The organism is Leptolyngbya sp. KIOST-1, from assembly GCF_000763385.1.
Classification (GTDB): Bacteria; Cyanobacteriota; Cyanobacteriia; order Phormidesmidales; family Phormidesmidaceae; genus Nodosilinea.
In genome coordinates this window covers 1,108,552-1,125,603 of sequence record NZ_JQFA01000004.1, presented here as the reverse complement: position 1 = coordinate 1,125,603, position 17,052 = coordinate 1,108,552, and the positions used below count along the sequence as shown (strand labels likewise).

Annotated in this window: 14 protein-coding genes, 1 pseudogene and 2 CRISPR repeat arrays; of the genes and pseudogenes, 7 read left to right on the top strand and 8 right to left on the bottom strand. The window is 56.1% G+C overall.

Features of this window, described 5'->3' with window-relative positions; translation table 11 throughout:
* Nucleotides 1-225: 225 nt before the first annotated feature.
* Nucleotides 226-1,107: a CRISPR direct-repeat array (repeat unit 35 nt; unit sequence GTTCAAATCTCATTACCCCGCAAGGGGACGGAAAC).
* A 188-nt stretch (nt 1,108-1,295) separates the two neighbouring features.
* Both NF78_RS21985 and NF78_RS21980 read left to right on the top strand, forming a co-directional pair.
* Nucleotides 1,296-1,649 (top strand): hypothetical protein, encoded by a 354-nt coding sequence (locus tag NF78_RS21985; RefSeq protein ID WP_035991666.1) that lies wholly within the window; start codon nt 1,296-1,298, stop codon nt 1,647-1,649.
* Nucleotides 1,646-2,059: an HNH endonuclease gene (locus tag NF78_RS21980; protein WP_035991663.1), complete on the top strand. Its 414-nt coding sequence runs from the start codon at nt 1,646-1,648 to the stop codon at nt 2,057-2,059. The genes NF78_RS21985 and NF78_RS21980 overlap by 4 nt, the downstream gene beginning before the upstream one ends.
* Here NF78_RS21980 and NF78_RS21975 read toward each other — a convergent pair.
* Entirely contained in the window at nt 2,056-2,280 is a 225-nt protein-coding gene (locus NF78_RS21975; RefSeq protein ID WP_035991661.1) for a hypothetical protein, read from the bottom strand. The genes NF78_RS21980 and NF78_RS21975 overlap by 4 nt on opposite strands.
* A gap of 250 nt (nt 2,281-2,530) precedes the next feature.
* Here NF78_RS21975 and NF78_RS29935 point away from each other — a divergent pair, with 250 nt between their 5' ends.
* The 4 genes from NF78_RS29935 (at nt 2,531) to NF78_RS21955 (ending at nt 8,386) form a co-directional block, all read left to right on the top strand.
* Nucleotides 2,531-2,764, top strand: a complete 234-nt coding sequence (locus tag NF78_RS29935) for a helix-turn-helix transcriptional regulator (RefSeq protein WP_035991659.1) — start codon at nt 2,531-2,533, stop codon at nt 2,762-2,764.
* Between the two features lie 241 nt (nt 2,765-3,005).
* Nucleotides 3,006-4,022 (top strand): CRISPR-associated endonuclease Cas1, encoded by a 1,017-nt coding sequence (cas1, locus tag NF78_RS21965; protein WP_035991657.1) that lies wholly within the window; start codon nt 3,006-3,008, stop codon nt 4,020-4,022.
* Between the two features lie 136 nt (nt 4,023-4,158).
* Nucleotides 4,159-4,434 carry a CRISPR-associated endonuclease Cas2 gene (cas2, locus tag NF78_RS21960; RefSeq protein WP_035991655.1) on the top strand — a complete coding sequence of 92 codons (276 nt, stop codon included), beginning with the start codon at nt 4,159-4,161 and terminating at the stop codon, nt 4,432-4,434.
* A gap of 239 nt (nt 4,435-4,673) precedes the next feature.
* Nucleotides 4,674-7,502: a CRISPR direct-repeat array (repeat unit 34 nt; unit sequence CTTTCAAACCACTTCCCCGCAAGGGGACGGAAAC).
* 527 nt (nt 7,503-8,029) lie between these two features.
* Nucleotides 8,030-8,386 (top strand): four helix bundle protein, encoded by a 357-nt coding sequence (locus NF78_RS21955; RefSeq protein ID WP_035991653.1) that lies wholly within the window; start codon nt 8,030-8,032, stop codon nt 8,384-8,386.
* Between the two features lie 12 nt (nt 8,387-8,398).
* On the opposite strand, the gene NF78_RS21950 is transcribed toward NF78_RS21955, so the two are convergent.
* The 6 genes from NF78_RS21950 to xerC form a co-directional block, all read right to left on the bottom strand.
* Nucleotides 8,399-9,175 carry a DUF4058 family protein gene (locus NF78_RS21950; RefSeq protein ID WP_035991651.1) on the bottom strand — a complete coding sequence of 259 codons (777 nt, stop codon included), beginning with the start codon at nt 9,173-9,175 and terminating at the stop codon, nt 8,399-8,401.
* Between the two features lie 72 nt (nt 9,176-9,247).
* Nucleotides 9,248-10,375, bottom strand: coding sequence for a CRISPR-associated endoribonuclease Cas6 (gene cas6 / locus NF78_RS21945; RefSeq protein ID WP_035991649.1), 1,128 nt, complete (start codon nt 10,373-10,375; stop codon nt 9,248-9,250).
* A gap of 137 nt (nt 10,376-10,512) precedes the next feature.
* Nucleotides 10,513-13,863: a MobF family relaxase gene (gene mobF / locus NF78_RS21940; protein WP_052050835.1), complete on the bottom strand. Its 3,351-nt coding sequence runs from the start codon at nt 13,861-13,863 to the stop codon at nt 10,513-10,515.
* A 346-nt stretch (nt 13,864-14,209) separates the two neighbouring features.
* A complete protein-coding gene (locus NF78_RS29930) occupies nt 14,210-14,605 on the bottom strand; it encodes an HNH endonuclease (RefSeq protein WP_035991647.1) in 396 nt (131 codons plus the stop codon).
* A 135-nt stretch (nt 14,606-14,740) separates the two neighbouring features.
* A complete protein-coding gene (locus tag NF78_RS21930; protein ID WP_263970680.1) occupies nt 14,741-15,199 on the bottom strand; it encodes a hypothetical protein in 459 nt (152 codons plus the stop codon).
* 29 nt (nt 15,200-15,228) lie between these two features.
* Nucleotides 15,229-15,840 carry a tyrosine recombinase XerC gene (xerC, locus tag NF78_RS21925; protein ID WP_081972832.1) on the bottom strand — a complete coding sequence of 204 codons (612 nt, stop codon included), beginning with the start codon at nt 15,838-15,840 and terminating at the stop codon, nt 15,229-15,231.
* Nucleotides 15,841-15,975: 135 nt separating this feature from the next.
* Here xerC and NF78_RS21920 point away from each other — a divergent pair, with 135 nt between their 5' ends.
* On the top strand, nt 15,976-16,494 hold the full coding sequence (locus NF78_RS21920) for an FAD-dependent oxidoreductase (protein WP_035991643.1): 519 nt from the start codon (nt 15,976-15,978) through the stop codon (nt 16,492-16,494).
* Nucleotides 16,495-16,559: 65 nt separating this feature from the next.
* Here the strand turns inward: NF78_RS21920 and NF78_RS32585 are convergent.
* A pseudogene (locus tag NF78_RS32585) lies at nt 16,560-17,051 on the bottom strand (NADPH-dependent FMN reductase); the annotation flags it as partial.
* Nucleotide 17,052 lies beyond the last annotated feature (1 nt).

Below are 17,052 nucleotides of genomic sequence, written 5' to 3'. Positions count from 1 at the left end.
GGTTGAGTAGTATGGCCTCAACAACACCCCTTCCTGAGGGGGGCTGCCGAACCTCGAAAACCGCATTATCTCGTTGACCTCCTCAGATGCCTTTCCGTATAAGGGTTTCAGCCCTTTCTGAGGGTGGGTTATTGACAGCAATTCTCAAGTATTTGCCCTCTTGGTTGACCCCCTCAGATTTGGGGTGTTGAAAGCCTTGCCCTGCAAGGGTTCTAGATCGAGGGGGTTCAAATCTCATTACCCCGCAAGGGGACGGAAACAAGGACACCCGACCGTTGCTAAAATTCCCTACTCGTTCAAATCTCATTACCCCGCAAGGGGACGGAAACTAGAGTCCTCGGCCGGGGCCGAGGAACGTTACCAGTTCAAATCTCATTACCCCGCAAGGGGACGGAAACGTTGAGGAGCCACTGCCTCGACGGGATCAGACCCAACGTTCAAATCTCATTACCCCGCAAGGGGACGGAAACGTGATGATAACAGACCCAGAAGACATGTTGCCAATGAGTTCAAATCTCATTACCCCGCAAGGGGACGGAAACATATAGTGGATTGGGTGATATACTCCCGGTAGGTGGGTGTTCAAATCTCATTACCCCGCAAGGGGACGGAAACCCGACAGATACAGCCACAGGCTTTTAGAGAAATCATGTTCAAATCTCATTACCCCGCAAGGGGACGGAAACCGCACGAATATCAGCAAGCTGACCTTCACGGCCGGTTCAAATCTCATTACCCCGCAAGGGGACGGAAACCCCATGCGGTCACAAGCATCCCGTAATGCTGCGTTCAAATCTCATTACCCCGCAAGGGGACGGAAACCATCACGGTTCCCGCCGGGAGCGCCTCGGAAAAGGTTCAAATCTCATTACCCCGCAAGGGGACGGAAACGTTTCAGTTTGAAATCTGGACTCCTTTGCTTTTAGCTGTTCAAATCTCATTACCCCGCAAGGGGACGGAAACCTAGATGGCTTCTAGCTCATGCTCATGCATAGAGAAAGTTCAAATCTCATTACCCCGCAAGGGAACGGAAACTAGTCAAGGGTTATGCAGCCCGGGCTCGGGGGGTCTTGTTCAAATCTCATTACCCCGCAAGGGGACGGAAACCTCAAGCAAGGATGAAGGCAGAAGGAGGAAGGATGAAAGGGGTGCCTGTAAGTAACCAGATGAGGCGCTTTGCTATCAAAGCCTTTTGCTGATTCTCGATGTCTCGATTTCAGGTCTTCTGCCTTCTGCCTTCTCCCTTTCCCCCAGGCACTACAATAGCCACAGAGACACTATCCACCTCAAAGCCCATGGCCACCATTACCATCGACGTGCCGGATGAGTTGTCAGAGCAGTTGCAGCAATTGGGCGATCGCCTGCCTCAGCTCTTGCAGCAGTGCTTGCAGCAGCCCCCTTTACCTGCCAGGGTTTATCGCTATGTGCTGAGCTTTTTGGCCAGCCAGCCTACGCCAGCCGATATCGCCAACTTTAGGCCCACAGAAGACATGCAGGCTCGGTTGAAAGAGCTAGTCATGAAGGCCAAAGAGGGCGATTTGTCTGCCTCAGAAGCCGAAGAGTTAGCTGAGTATGAACGTATCGAGCATGTCATGGTGATGATTAAGCTAGGCAATTTGCCTTATCTGACAGCCTCACCCACATCGTGACAGCCATTCCTGCATCAATTCGGCGGTTGGTAGAAAGCCGCGCTAATGGTCGTTGCGAATATTGTCTGCTGCCTGCCGCCGTGAGTTTTTTTCCCCACGAAGTCGATCACATCGTGGCCCTGAAACACGGTGGTAAGACGGATCCCCAAAATCTGGCCTATGCCTGTTGGCGCTGTAACCGCTTTAAAGGAACAGACCTGGGCTCATTTGATCCTGAAACCGGAGGATTTAGCTTTCTCTTCAACCCTCGCGAACAGACCTGGGCCGAACATTTTCAGTTGCAGGGCGATCGCGTAAATGGCCTCACTCCCGAAGGTCGTACAACCGTCCACCTACTACAGCTCAATAGTGACGATCGCATGGCTGAACGACAGCGAGCCGCCGCGAATAGAGTGGATGATGACTGCTAAGAAGGCGTTGATGGGGTTATCTGCTCTGGCCTGGTCAAAGCGGGTACTGGCGCAGGCGGGTCAAACACAATTACAAAGGCGGCGGTGGGCATCAGCCGTCGCAGAACCTTGAGATGGTTTTCGGCCTGGCTGCGGTTGCGGAACCGGGCCACGGTTACCCGCTGGAGTTGGGGCAGCAGGCGCACAATGCACCAGGGGTAGAGGAGAGTGCGGTAGGACATGGGGAGGAAGAAGGAAGAACGAAGAACGAAAAGGGAAGAACGAAAGGCAGGAGATGGGCTGTCGTAATAATTGGCAGCACGAATTGACGGCCTGAGGCAGCCGTTTCAGGGAAATTTGATGAGAGACTAAAGACAGGTCGAACGAAACAGACACCCAAGGCAACAGCCCAAATTGCTGGCTTTTTGGGCGCTTGCTTCGGTATACCTTAGGCCAAGAATAAACTTCTAGGTGTACACCTCAAAGTATAGTATGTCCGATGGGAATGATCAATTGACCTTTGCCGATTTACGAAAACGGGCAGGGCTGACCCAACGGCAACTCGCTGATGCTATGGGTGTCACGGTAAAGTCTGTAAGCGCTTGGGAGCGGGGAGTTGTAGACCCCCGATTAACCTTTGCTGAAATTCAACAGCTGATGGAAGTTTTGGGTTGCTCGTTTCAAGACCTGGTGAATGCCACCAACCAGCAAGACCCTAATACCTGACAACTTCCTTTTGTGGTGCGTGCTCGCGCGGTGCGTTACGGCCCAGACTCAGATTGGGGCACTTGCCAAACCTACCTTGGGCCTAACACACCCTACTTTTCTTCGCGCTTCGTTCTTTCCCTGCTTTCCCCCAGGATCATCAGTACCCTTACGGAAAAGTTCGGTACTTTTGCTGACCAGTTCTCTACCCTCGCAGCGGGAAAGGTGAAGTAGAACGCTGCCGTCACCAGGAGACCTGAAAATGTCGCTACTGTATCTCACCCAGCAGGGGACTCGGCTGCAAAAAGAGCATGGGCGCTTTGTGCTGTCGCGTCCCGATCGCACCGATGTTGCCATTCCCATGACCGAAGTGGAACAGGTGATGGTGTTTGGCAATATCTCCCTCACCACCCCCACCATGGCCGCCTGTCTCAGTCGTCAGATTCCGGTGGTGTTTTTGTCGCAGAGCGGCACCTATCGCGGCCACCTGTGGAGCGCCGAGTACGACGACCACCGCGCCGTCGCCGCCCAGTTTGCCCACCGCGACGACCTTACCTTTCAGTGGGCCGTGGCCCAAGCGATCGTGCGGGGCAAAGCCTGGAACTCGAAGCAGCTCTTGCTCAAGCTGAACCGCCGCCGCCAGCTCGACACCGTTGCCCTGGCCATTAGCCGTATCGATCGCGACCTGGCCGCCATTGACCAACTCAGCGCCACAGATACGGGCCTCGACCAGCTGCGGGGCCACGAAGGGGCGATCGCTGCCTACTACTTCCCTGCCCTAGGCCAGCTAATCGCCAACCCCGACTTTAGCCTTACCACCCGCGTGCGCCGTCCGCCCACCGACCCGGTCAACGCCCTGCTGAGCTTTGGCTACACGCTGCTGTTTAACAATGTGCTCAGTCTGTTGCACCTGGAGGGGCTCAACCCCTACCTAGGCAACCTGCACCGAAATGATCGCCACGAAGCCCACCTGGCCTTTGACCTGATGGAAGAATTTCGCTCGCCCATCGTCGATACGCTGGTGCTGACGCTGCTAAACCAGCAGGTGCTCAAGCCCGATGCCTTTCTACCGCCCAAGGCCAACGGAGCCGTCTACCTCACCGACGACGCCCGCCGCCGCTACCTGCAAGCCTTTGAAGACCGCATCATGACCACCCTCCACCACCCCGATGCCCGCGACCCAGTCCCCTACCGCCGCATCATCCAGCTCCAGATTCGCCGCTACAAAGCCTGCCTGCTCGACGATGCGCCCTATGAGCCTTTCCGCCGTGAAACGTAGCGTTAAAAACAAAAAACGAAGAACGAAAAACGAAGAGTGAAATTAGATAGCACTCCACCCATCCACTCCTCCTCTCCCCCTGTCTGCCTTCTTTTTTCGTTCTTCCATTTTCATTCTTCACTATTTCTTCCCCCCCATGCTCGTCCTCATCGTCTACGACATTCCCGACAATCGCCGTCGCTACCGGCTCTCTAAGCTGCTGGAGGGTCACGGGCGGCGGGTGCAGGAGAGTGTGTTTGAGTGCTTTTTGAGTCAGGCGGAGATGGAGCGGCTGTATCAGCAGATGGCGGGGCGGCTCAACCATGCGGAAGACAATGTGAGAATCTATTGGATTCCGCCGAAGGCGGTGGCGAAGACGAAGACGATCGGTAGCGCCAGGCCGGAGCCGCCGCCGTCGTCGTACATTTTTTAACCAAGGCTCGACAGCGGCCGAGCTTGTGGTTACAGTGTGGGATAACTCCACGCAGGTGGGCCGCACCTTGAAAACTACATAGTTTCGTTTACTTCCGTGGATAGCTTGGCCTGCAAGGGTTACAAGCTGTTCTTTTGATCAATTTTTGTGGTTTGTGGGGTAAGATTAGGACAAGGTTTGCCCCTCCGTGGTTTTACCCCTCTAAAACCCGCTCTGAATAATGTTTTCAGAACAGGTGACTTTCAAACCACTTCCCCGCAAGGGGACGGAAACAATCAACTTTCGATACACCGGGGAATCCCATTTCTTCCTTTCAAACCACTTCCCCGCAAGGGGACGGAAACAAACGATGGATTTTCGAGTGTTGCACCGCCCTGGGTACGAGGCTTTCAAACCACTTCCCCGCAAGGGGACGGAAACCTTTACCCGATGGTCGCACATAAACTCGTGCAGGCCACTTTCAAACCACTTCCCCGCAAGGGGACGGAAACCCAACATTCCTCGACTGAGGCCGATTAGATTCTTTCAAACCACTTCCCCGCAAGGGGACGGAAACATGTCGAGCATTTAAATCAGGCGCTATGGTCGGAATTGCCACTTTCAAACCACTTCCCCGCAAGGGGACGGAAACAACTCGTCAAGGTCCAGGTTGGGGTTGCTGCCCAATGGTTCCTTTCAAACCACTTCCCCGCAAGGGGACGGAAACGTGGGGTACTGCTGTCGGTCTTGAAAGATGCTGGCTTTCAAACCACTTCCCCGCAAGGGGACGGAAACATGCTGCGGTGCTTTGATAGGTGAATTACCAAGCGAAGCTTTCAAACCACTTCCCCGCAAGGGGACGGAAACGCGTCGGATCGAGCAACATCACCTGGCCCCACCTCTTTCAAACCACTTCCCCGCAAGGGGACGGAAACATGGTGAAAAGTATGAAACTCTGAGAGACAATGTTTGTCTTTCAAACCACTTCCCCGCAAGGGGACGGAAACTGCTGATAGCGTGACCTAAACCTGTAAGATCCATTAATCTTTCAAACCACTTCCCCGCAAGGGGACGGAAACAAGCGAGCGCGAAACGTCCGCCCAAAGTCACTCACTTTCAAACCACTTCCCCGCAAGGGGACGGAAACCAGGTCGTTCAGCATAGCGGTCAGATCTTCCATAGATGCCTCTTTCAAACCACTTCCCCGCAAGGGGACGGAAACCACGTAAGTTTTGCCTTTTGAAGATTGATAAGTACATTCTTTCAAACCACTTCCCCGCAAGGGGACGGAAACCTCGAAAGAGTCTATCTATTGTTGGTAAATGTGTAGCTTTCAAACCACTTCCCCGCAAGGGGACGGAAACTCTAAGGCTGCGCGGTTTAGTCATGGCTTCAGTGAAGGCTTTCAAACCACTTCCCCGCAAGGGGACGGAAACTCCTGGGCTAGGGCGCTGATGATGCCTTTCCTCGCTTTCAAGCCACTTCCCCGCAAGGGGACGGAAACTCCTGGGCTAGGGCGCTGATGATGCCTTTCCTCGCTTTCAAGCCACTTCCCCGCAAGGGGACGGAAACTCCTGGGCTAGGGCGCTGATGATGCCTTTCCTCGCTTTCAAGCCACTTCCCCGCAAGGGGACGGAAACTCCTGGGCTAGGGCGCTGATGATGCCTTTCCTCGCTTTCAAGCCACTTCCCCGCAAGGGGACGGAAACTCCTGGGCTAGGGCGCTGATGATGCCTTTCCTCGCTTTCAAGCCACTTCCCCGCAAGGGGACGGAAACTCCTGGGCTAGGGCGCTGATGATGCCTTTCCTCGCTTTCAAGCCACTTCCCCGCAAGGGGACGGAAACTCCTGGGCTAGGGCGCTGATGATGCCTTTCCTCGCTTTCAAGCCACTTCCCCGCAAGGGGACGGAAACTCCTGGGCTAGGGCGCTGATGATGCCTTTCCTCGCTTTCAAGCCACTTCCCCGCAAGGGGACGGAAACTCCTGGGCTAGGGCGCTGATGATGCCTTTCCTCGCTTTCAAGCCACTTCCCCGCAAGGGGACGGAAACTCCTGGGCTAGGGCGCTGATGATGCCTTTCCTCGCTTTCAAGCCACTTCCCCGCAAGGGGACGGAAACTCCTGGGCTAGGGCGCTGATGATGCCTTTCCTCGCTTTCAAGCCACTTCCCCGCAAGGGGACGGAAACTCCTGGGCTAGGGCGCTGATGATGCCTTTCCTCGCTTTCAAGCCACTTCCCCGCAAGGGGACGGAAACTCCTGGGCTAGGGCGCTGATGATGCCTTTCCTCGCTTTCAAGCCACTTCCCCGCAAGGGGACGGAAACTCCTGGGCTAGGGCGCTGATGATGCCTTTCCTCGCTTTCAAGCCACTTCCCCGCAAGGGGACGGAAACTCCTGGGCTAGGGCGCTGATGATGCCTTTCCTCGCTTTCAAACCACTTCCCCGCAAGGGGACGGAAACCCAATGGGACTGAACCCAGCATCAGGGATTACACTGCTTTCAAACCACTTCCCCGCAAGGGGACGGAAACATTAATTTACCTTTTAATTAATAGGACGGTTTTTGACTTTCAAACCACTTCCCCGCAAGGGGACGGAAACAACAGAACCCCCACGCCGCAGCAGTCGCCCCCGAGGCTTTCAAACCACTTCCCCGCAAGGGGACGGAAACTCCTGGGCTAGGGCGCTGATGATGCCTTTCCTCGCTTTCAAGCCACTTCCCCGCAAGGGGACGGAAACATTAATTCGTCTTTGGTGGCATTAGTAAACGCCAACTTCCAAACCACTTCCCCGCAAGGGGACGGAAACTCGAACACCTGACCTCGCTTGGGGATACCGCCCTTGGGCTTTCAAACCACTTCCCCGCAAGGGGACGGAAACCAATCTCAGGAACAATGCTTGAAGGCGGCAAAAGCCCCATCTTTCAAACCACTTCCCCGCAAGGGGACGGAAACCACAGCGATGGGCGATGGATGGCAAGGCGTTCGCTCCTTTCAAACCACTTCCCCGCAAGGGGACGGAAACATAAGTAAAAACGGATGCACCCATCAATTATATTTACTTTCAAACCACTTCCCCGCAAGGGGACGGAAACGTTTCAGTTCGAGGAATGCAAACCGAAACCGTAACAGAACTTTCAAACCACTTCCCGCAAGGGGACGGAAACGATCCAATAGTTAGTATTAACGTGGGCAGATTCATCCCTAGCTTTCAAACCACTTCCCCGCAAGGGGACGGAAACACGCCTACGACGGCATCAAGGACGAACTAGGGGTACGACTTTCAAACCACTTCCCCGCAAGGGGACGGAAACGAGACTTGCTCCTTCAGATCCCCTAACCATTCGCTAACTTTCAAACCACTTCCCCGCAAGGGGACGGAAACCTCAAGCAAGGATGAAGGCAGAAGGATGAAGGATGAAAAGGTTGTCTGTGGGTAGTCTGGTGGGTCGCTTCCCCACCCAAGCCTTTTACCGATGCCAGGTATTTTGATGACAGGTGTTCATCCTTCTGCCCCACATCGCTTCTCCTCACCCGTAGCCAATGTCCCCTTCATCCTTCTGCCTTCCTACTTCGTCCTTCCTCCAGGGCACTCTAACAGAGACCACACTGCCCAAAATCTATGCCCAGCGACCTCAAGGAAAGAACCAAAGCTTTTGCCCTGCGAATCATACGACTGTATTCCGCCCTGCCAAACACCACGGTGGCCCAGGTGCTTGGCAAACAAATCTTGCGTAGCGGCACCTCAGTGGGTGCCCACTACCGAGAAGCCCATCGCGCCAGATCATCCGCCGAGTTTATTAGCAAGCTTAATGGTGGACTGCAAGAGCTGGAAGAAACTGCCTACTGGCTAGAACTATTAGCCGAATCCGAAACGATTGAAGCCAACCGCCTGAATACCCTCGCCCAGGAAGCAGACGAATTGACCGCAATTCTCGTCACCCTAGTCAAAAACGCCAAGCAAAAAAGACCGACCTAACTCCCTCTGCCTTCATCCTTCATCCTTCACCAACCACTCCCTCGCCCATGCTGCATCCTCTGGGTCTAGCGGCGGCACCGGGTCTTGGGCATAGTCAATCACCAGGCCGTAGCCCGAGCGATCGTAGATACCATCCAACAGCCCTTTCAAATCCACCACCGGAATCTGATCCTCCGGTTGCAGCGGTAGATCAAACAGGGGAATCGGGTCCGCCAGATTGAACCCATACCAACTGGCCTGGGGCCGCAGGTCTTGAGGGCTGACCAAAATGCGATAGGCGGAAGGTTTAACCCCCTGCGGCATATCCAACGGAGCCCACTGGCGCAGCAGGTCAATTTCTACAAAATTGCAGAGACTGCCCAGCAGCGTAGCCCGTTTTGTCTCGTACTCCAGCCGTCCCCGGCCAGGGCGCTTGTTAGTTGGCGACAGCACCTCCACCACGGTTACCACCTGGCTGGTCGCAATCTCTCGAATTTCTAAATAGCCCTGCCGAATCGTTTCAGGAATCGTCAGCGTCACCGTTACAGCATCGCTGGGGCGCGGTGCCGTCGCCAGGGCACTGGCGCTCTGGTTGCGACGCCCTTTGGTCACCGCAACATCCGGCACCCCAACCACAATGGAGTCTTGACCATCGACCTGGTACACCCGCTCCTCAATCAGCACCTGGTATTTGGGCAGCAGCTTTGGGGCCAGATCATCGGCGATCGCCGTCATCAATCGGTGGTGAATGTTTGGCCACGCCCTGGGATGCTCAAGGTATGGATCCATGCCTGGGAAAGGAGATGGCATTGGAGACAACTCAGAATGATGCTGTCCCCAGTTTAGGCCAGAAGCCAAAGCCAACGACCTCTACCCCTTCACCTAACCCTTGATCGCTCGCCGCGCCAGCTTGCTATAGGTCTTCGCCGTCTCGTAGGGAATGCCCAGGTCTGCCGCGATCGCCTGGAGCGAGTCCCCCAACTCCCGCCGCGCCAAAACCGTTGCCCAGGTTTCCGCCGAGTCTTGGGCGCGGTGGCCCCCGGTGCGCTTCTTTTGGTTAATGAAATAGGTCGTCAGCTCGTCAATGCGATCGGCCAGTAGCCGTTGGGCCACAGGTACCGCCTGGGGTTCCGCCTGGTTCAGGTGCCAGCCCAGGCGCGTTTGCCCCAGACCAAAGGTGGTTTTGTGCCCCGTGCCGCAGTAGGGCGCATAGTGCCCCAGCGTGTAGAACAGCTGCTCAAACTCTTCTTGGGCGGCCGTTTTGCCCGCCAGCCCATAGGTCACCGCCCCAGTAAACCCCGTCACCGAGCCGCGCTTGCCCGCTGCGATCTTCTCGCTGGCCAGCTCGTGCCGCTGAAACACCACACAGTCATCCACCCAGTCGAGAAAAGCATCTTGGTCCACCGGGCGGTTGGCAAACTCATTCCACCGCCGCAGGTAGCTGTGAAACACATTGCGGGGCCAGGGCAGCGGCAAATGGTGTCCCTTGCGGCGAAAGCTGGTGGGGCTAACAAAGGTGAGGCTGAGGCTGCGCCCCGGCTCTACCGCTGCCAGCTTGGCGTAGGTGGTCGGCTCCTGGCCATAGCTCACCCGGCGAATAGCCAGCGGCGCATTTTTGAGCGCCACCACCTCAGGCAGCTGCTTCAGCCACTGGGCCAACCCCGCCACCACCGGCTTCGTCAATCCGTTGACGGTCCACTGGTAGGTCTTCCCCGCTTGCAGTTGCAGGCTGCGGCTCTGGGTCGAAAACTGACCGCTCAGGCCAGAAAGGTTAAAGGCTTTGTCTGTCTCGCCATCGTGCAGCTGCGCCGACAGCGCCGGGTCAAACGCCTGAATCTGCTGCAAAAACCAGGCGTGCAGGCCGATGGTGTACTGCGGGTACAGCTCGTAGCCATGGTCGGCCACTAGGTCAAACCGCAGACTGACCAGTTCGGTTTGGGTAGGCCACAGGGTTTTGGCATTTAGGTCTAGCTCAGTTCCTGGGGCAATTTTGGGAGCAGCTCTGGGCATAGGGTCACCGAAATGCTTAGGCCCAGTATATTTCAATCCCCTCGGGGGGAAGCTAATGTTGATGAATTTGGGGGAAGGGGCGCGATCGCGCCTCAGGCGTTTAACCTCAACCCAGAGTAGGCACCAGACGCATCATATTAAAAGCTGTCTATCTCGAGTTTGTTACACTCTCGCTGCCTAGACCTTTGAGCCCTCTGAGTTGGCTGCTGACCCGCGATTTTTACAATGTGCTGGGCAAAGGCAATTGCCTCCTGCTTCCCTTGGCGATCGTGAATCTGCCTCACCACCTCGCTCCCGGCCACCAGCATCAGCGTCACCTCCTTAGCCGAATACCCATCCCGAAACGCCCGCTGCGCCACCCGCAGTTCCAAACTCGTCGATGGCGACCCCGCCGAGTATTTCCCCCAAAGCGCCAAAAGCTGCTCCCTCGTGTTTGTCACCTTCGGTTCCGGGGCATCTAGCTTTTGCGGCTCTCGACCCACTGTCCTTCCAATCGCTCTAGTGAGTCGATCAACTGCTGCTGCAAGGCCAGCTCGGTCTTGAGCTGCCCGGCCCAACTGCTCAAGGCCGCAATTAACCGCCGCAACTGCTCCTGCAAGGTCGCCTGCGCATCGGACGAAGTTTCGTCGCTGACGATACGCTGCAATTGCGCGACCAAGCACCCCAAGCTCTGGTTCCAGTGTCGCGGCCACATCGCCAAATCCTCTCCAAGAGTCTGGACGTGATCTTCCAGGTGCAGCACCCGCTGAGTGTTCATGCAAGTCTCGGCCCGTAGCGGCTCTAAGCTGCTCTGCAACACGCTGGCCAATACGCTCTCCCACTGCTCTGGGGTCAAAGCTAGAGATGGTTTCTGGCTGTTGTTCTTTCCGTTGCTCGTGCTGTCCATAGGTTATTACCTGCTCAGTTAAGGGCACGTAGTCACTGACGTTTTCCTTGGCCCGCGACACCTGGGCCAGTCGCACCAAGTTGGCCTGGCTGGTGGTGTAGAGGGTCACGCTCCGCTTAGCTCTGGAAATCGCCACATAAAACGCTTCTCGATTTGTCGTTTCGCCCAGCAGCGCCAGTACCCGCTCTGCTGTCTTGCCCTGGCTGCTGTAGGTGGTGCTCACCCAGGCGTAGTCGATGTATTGATTCCCACTGAGGTTGATCGTGGCAGTTTGCCCTGCCCCATCTTGAATCGTCGCTATTCCATCAGCTTCCAGCCCCGTCACCACAAAGCCCTGCCCATTGCGGATTCCGGCTTTGGAATTGTTGCGTGTCCATTTGAGGCGATCGCCCACCGCCACAGGAATTGCTTGCGTCGTGTACACCGTCTTCCGAGGGCACGCTGCCGGATTGATCGACAACACCGATCCACTCGGCGTCTCCAGCACCACCTGCTGGGCCTCGGGATTGACCGCGATCACTCGGTATTGCTCCCCTCGGCTCAACCCCTGCTTCCGGTAATCCTGAATCGGCACCAGTACATCTCCCGGTGCGTAAGCTTTGAGATAACTGGCCTGAGCCGTGGTCAAATCCTTGCGGCGCAAGCTCTGCATCACAAAGCTGTCCGCACCCAAAGCCCCCTCATCCTGTAATCCTGATCGCATCGCTTGGGTCAGGGCTAACCGCTCCGCATTGGTTCCCGCCAACACTAGTGTGGCCTCCCGATCCCCTGCCGCTAACGTCAAATAATCAGCAGCAACCTGCTTAATCCGCTCCTGGGTTTGAGATCCTTCCTTCACATATCCGGCCTGCGCCAGCAGTTCAATCCCCTCGCTGACCTGCCCCTGGGCCACCAACTCCACGGCAGATCGCAGCACCCCAGTCTGCTGCCGCCGATGGGTCTCCAGGTAAGCGGTTGTCATTCCCCCCGCCTGCAAGCTCTTGAACGGGTTGCCCGCTTCCACCGCTGACAACTGCCGGGTATCCCCTACCAGAAGCACCCTGGCCTGCTCCAGTGTCGCTCGCCGCAACAGAGCATGGGCATCCCTCATGCTCAATAGCCCTGCCTCATCCACAATCCAGAGGGTTGGCTGGGGTAGTACATCCAACGGCTGAGACACCAAAAGTCCAGCAACCGTAGTAGTTTCAATCCCCAGCGACTCGCCCAACACATGAGCCGCTTCAGCGCTGGGGGCCAAACCTCGAATCATATAGCCCTGACCCTGAGCTAGTTCTTTCAACACGCTCAAGGCATAGGTCTTACCCGCCCCCGCCACGCCTTGCCACGCCATCACCGCATCCGGCGTAGTTGCTGCCGCCTCCACCGCGATTTGCTGCTCCGGATTCAAGGAATGCCTCACCAGGCTGTCCAACTGGGCACTGCTGGGGACAATTGCCGTCACCTGCCCCCGTCCCTGCTGCATCAAGCGAATGGTGTTGAGTTCCAGATTGAGTGCTGTCTGGGTGGTTAACTTGCCGTCAGAGACTCGGATGAGTTCGGGGCTCTTGGCAATGGCTCCCTCAATTGCCTCGAACCCCTGCGCCCCCAGTTCGTGCTCAAACACAAACCGCTCCAGCGTCGTCCGCCGAAACACCGACTCCCGCTCTCCACAATGCTGGATCGCCGTGTCAACAACTGATGTAGCCGATATCAGGTCGTCAACGGTTTGGGGATTGCTTTCGGGTAATTCGGGCAACTCCAACCCTTTGAGTTGAATCAGGGCATTCCACCCCCGCTGCAACAGCCCTTCGTCCACCTCCTTGGGTTTCCGCTTCCGCGACACCAGCGTCGCCGTCTCCCTCATCGCCCGGTTGTTTTCTGAACCGCTCGCTTCCCATTCCTCGATCAGCTTCAGGATCTGCTGCCTGCGGGTCGAGAAGGCTTTCAGTAGTTCCGGCGAATATCCGACCAATTCAAACTGCCCGTGGGCCTTGGGCTCAATCTGGTAGCCCTGCTGCTTCAGGGCTACGGCCAGCTCATTCTGGTAGATCTGGCCCAGGAGTTTCTGGTTGGCTATAGCGGCCTCATTGCTCAAACTAAACCACCGTCCATCCGCCAACTGGGTCGCATTCATCACCACGCAATGGCTGTGCAACTGCGGTTCCGCTTCCCGACTGGTGGCATGGGTGAACACCGCCGCCGCAATATTCCCCGTCGTCACCTTCGTCCGCCCCGCCTCGGTTGAAATTCGGGTCTGCGCATAGCGCTCTTCCAACACCGATATTGCCTTCGCCACCGCCTGATGATGCGCCTCCAACACCCGCTCGTCCTGCTGCACCAGGGCCGCAATGCTGACGCTCTTGGGGGCGCTAAAGGTGAAATCGGTTGCTGCCCGCCGCTTTTCTGGGTCAACCACTTTCCCCGTCAGCGATCGCCCATCAGGAGCCTGCCCAGAAAGCATTTGGCTGAATTCCTGCTGATTGACGACCCCAGCTAGCCCCAACGACGCAGCCCCTTTCCCCACCCACTTTGTCGGGTGAGCGGCTTCTTCCGCCGAGTAATAGTCCTCGTGGGTGTAATACGTCTCCGCTTGAGCAGCAGAGAGGTTGCTCGTGGAAAGCATGGAGAAGCTGGGTTAAAAATACGACGCCACCCTGGAGCGAAAGCGATAGCGTCTTCAAAAACGGTAGAAACCCTGTGGGGAGAGCCGTTGCCCGGTTTTTGCCAAAACCCTGGCGTACTGTGTGGCCTCTCCGCGAAGCCCCCGATAGGGGCGCAGCAATCTGATACACCTGATCCTAAATTGAGGTGTCAGCCCCTACTCAGCTTCAACACAAAATGTCACGAATAATTTGAGATATTTTCAGCACAGAGGCTCAGAGTCACGAAAAAGAACGTTTTTTCACGTTCCTGCCCATGGCCTTTTATGGCAAAAATGAACATACCCAGGCTCAGTTCCTAGGCGGATGCTAGCCCACTGAGACCCAACGTTTCCTTGCCGCCAGGATGGCTGCGTTGTTCATCTGCAACGCCAAGACTGGAGCCCGTGCGGTAACACCTTCAACTCGGGTGCCATCGTCGCTCCAGGCAAAATGCTGATGCCAGTCTTGAAGTCTTGGATTGAAAAGTGGCTCAATTTGTTGGGTCAGTAAGTCTTGGCCTGTTGTCGAATTGGCCTTGAACTCGTTACAGGATCGGCAGGCTAAGCAAACATTTTCAAAGCAGGTTTCGCCACCTTTGGAACGAGGGTGGATGTGATCAAAGGCCATACGAATGCCGCTCAGTGCCTCGCTGGTTTTGCAGTAGCAGCAACGATCGCGATGGCTCTTCCGGATCTGTGGTTGAAAGTGTGCTGGCTGATACATTTTACTTTCCCTGCATTCGCTGAAAGCCTTGCTGCGCCTGAATATTAGCCGAGCTTATCACCCTGAACCCGGAAGAGCCATCGCGATCGCACGCTCGAACTCGGTTACGCAGGTTTACAGGGATATAGCTGGTCATCAAGCTTCTGGCAAAATCGAATGGCCGCGCCAGCGCAGCAAAACAGCTGCCTGAGCTTTGCAGAGCATAAACCGCTCTGCCTCTTTCCTCAGGGCAGTCAGCTCGTTTTTTTCCGCTGCTGTCAGACTGCCATTCTGATTGCGGTCAAGCAGTTCGTCGTACCGCTCTAGTTCGGCTTCGTCCCGTTGGCCCCGGGCGATTCTCCACAGCGCATCATCATCCAGCCGATCTAGGGCAGCTAATGCCGCTTGAAACTCCGGTGGCACATCATCCCAAGGGGGTGGGCTGCCGATTTGCAATGCCCTGAGGATAATGTCATTGAGAGGGCGCTGCGTGGCTTCGGCAGTATTCACCAGGCGCTGGTGAATGTGATCGGGGATATCAAGGGTGACGGTCGCTGACATCCGTATGCTGAACGGTGAGAGGTTTAAGCCCGGATCTGAACGGAAAGTTTCCAAGTTTAACCAGAGCTGACCACGGAAGCATATCAGGTGAGGTCAGGAGGCCTCAAATTTGTGAAATTGGTAGCCCCGTAGTGTTTGTCGATCATCTTAGCGCTGGTGCCTGTCCAGCGACCGATGGCGGTGCTATTGATATGAGCTTCTACACACAGGCTGATGAAAGTGTGACGGCACTGGTAGCTCTTGCGGTAGGGAATGTCACAGGCTTTGAGGACGGCTTGCCAGGCACGGGTAGAAAAGTTGTGCTGGTCAATGAACTTCCCCTTTGGACTAGGGAATAAAAAGGCATTGCTATCGCTCTTCTCCAGCTTGATAGCATCGAGAATGGCCTTGACCTCTGGCGTGATAGGAAAATCGCGCTTCCGCTGAGTCTTTAGCCCCTCCTTCAGAGTCAAGCCATCTTCGGAGACTACTACCGACTGCCTGAACTTGATGACCGATGAAGTAATGTGCTTCCACTGAAGGGCAATGACTTCCGAAGGGCGCGCCCCGGTGGCAAAGAGGAAGCGCACGTAGGAGGTGTAGTGGCTGTAGTAGCGATCGCCCTCAAACCCAGCAATAATCCTGTCTCGCTCCTCCTTGCTAAAGGGGTTTACGTCCTCATCCTCAGACAACCCCTTAGGAGCTTTGATTTTCATGGTTAGAAAGGGATTGCCCTCGATCAGCCCTTCCTCCTCTGCCCAGCTACAGCAGGCTTTGAGCTGGGTCAGTGAAGTGAACCCTTAGATTCGGACAGTAGATCAAGGGAATTAAGAGATCTACTCTTTTATATCATGCTTTTTCTTTTGTTGTTCATTCCATTTTTGTTCGCTCACTTTCGCTCTCCGGTCTCCGCCGATCGCCCGGCGGATCTACGCTCTGAACTGGCGGTCGATGTGGCCATTGTCGGCGGCGGCATTGTGGGGCTGACTCTGGCGGCAACGCTGGCCCCCAGCGGCCTGCAGGTGGCGGTGATCGAAGCCCAAACGGCGGCGGGGGCCGCTTCCCGGCAGCGGGCCTACGCCTTTTCACTGACCTCAGCCGATATTTTTAAGGGCCTGGGGCTGTGGCCCCAGATCGGGCCGCACATTTGCCACTTTGACAAAGTGCAGCTCTCCGACGGGGACTACGGTCGGGTGGTGCAGTTTTTACCCACCGACCTGGGCACCGATGCCGTGTATTACGGGGCCGAGCACGGGGTGCTAATGGCCGCGCTGCAAGGGGCGATCGCCGCTGCTCCCAACATTCACTACCTCTGCTCGGCCAGCCTGGGCGCAACCTTCTCATTGCCCACAATTTTCATGATTCCGTAGGAATTTAGAGCTACCCTCCCTCTTTGGAAGGGTTCGAGTCGAAAACCATCCCTCTCGCAAGTTGTCTAAAAGGGCCTTCCCTTTTCGTCGCGCTGCCGCTTGAGGGCCTCTTCGTACCACTCCAGCTCGTCTAAAAAGGAACCCAGGCGTTTGATCAATGACTCATCCTGGGCCTTGCCATCGGCGTCGATCGCCTCGGTAATCTTTGAGATCGCAAACATCGACGAAATGGTGGGCATACCCATCTCCCCCAGCATCACCCGCAGGTGCACAGCGGCCCGCACCCCGCCAAATCCCCCCACCGAGTACGACACAATCCCCGCCGGGCGAAAGTAGTACTCTTCCAGAAAGTGATCCATCAAATTGCTCAGCCCCGGCTGAACAGAGTGGTTGTATTCGCCCGTTACCACCACAAACCCATCGGCGCTACGAATGTGCTCAGCCAGTTCCTCCATTTTGACTGGAACCTGACCAGGCTCGTGCTCTTTGTACATGCGATCGAGCAGGCCAAAGTCGTACTCCAGGGCATCAGCAAAGATAGCATTGTGGCCTCGCTGG

Bases quoted from the DNA above. Each gene is read 5' to 3' on its own strand.
- NF78_RS29935 (WP_035991659.1), top strand. From the start codon at position 2,531: ATGTCCGATGGGAATGATCAATTGACCTTTGCCGATTTACGAAAACGG.
- NF78_RS21985 (WP_035991666.1), top strand. From the start codon at position 1,296: ATGGCCACCATTACCATCGACGTGCCGGATGAGTTGTCAGAGCAGTTG.
- NF78_RS21975 (WP_035991661.1), bottom strand. From the start codon at position 2,280: ATGTCCTACCGCACTCTCCTCTACCCCTGGTGCATTGTGCGCCTGCTG.
- xerC (WP_081972832.1), bottom strand. From the start codon at position 15,840: ATGAAAATCAAAGCTCCTAAGGGGTTGTCTGAGGATGAGGACGTAAAC.
- NF78_RS21950 (WP_035991651.1), bottom strand. From the start codon at position 9,175: ATGCCATCTCCTTTCCCAGGCATGGATCCATACCTTGAGCATCCCAGG.
- cas2 (WP_035991655.1), top strand. From the start codon at position 4,159: ATGCTCGTCCTCATCGTCTACGACATTCCCGACAATCGCCGTCGCTAC.
- NF78_RS29930 (WP_035991647.1), bottom strand. From the start codon at position 14,605: ATGTATCAGCCAGCACACTTTCAACCACAGATCCGGAAGAGCCATCGC.
- NF78_RS21920 (WP_035991643.1), top strand. From the start codon at position 15,976: ATGCTTTTTCTTTTGTTGTTCATTCCATTTTTGTTCGCTCACTTTCGC.
- mobF (WP_052050835.1), bottom strand. From the start codon at position 13,863: ATGCTTTCCACGAGCAACCTCTCTGCTGCTCAAGCGGAGACGTATTAC.
- NF78_RS21955 (WP_035991653.1), top strand. From the start codon at position 8,030: ATGCCCAGCGACCTCAAGGAAAGAACCAAAGCTTTTGCCCTGCGAATC.
- cas1 (WP_035991657.1), top strand. From the start codon at position 3,006: ATGTCGCTACTGTATCTCACCCAGCAGGGGACTCGGCTGCAAAAAGAG.
- cas6 (WP_035991649.1), bottom strand. From the start codon at position 10,375: ATGCCCAGAGCTGCTCCCAAAATTGCCCCAGGAACTGAGCTAGACCTA.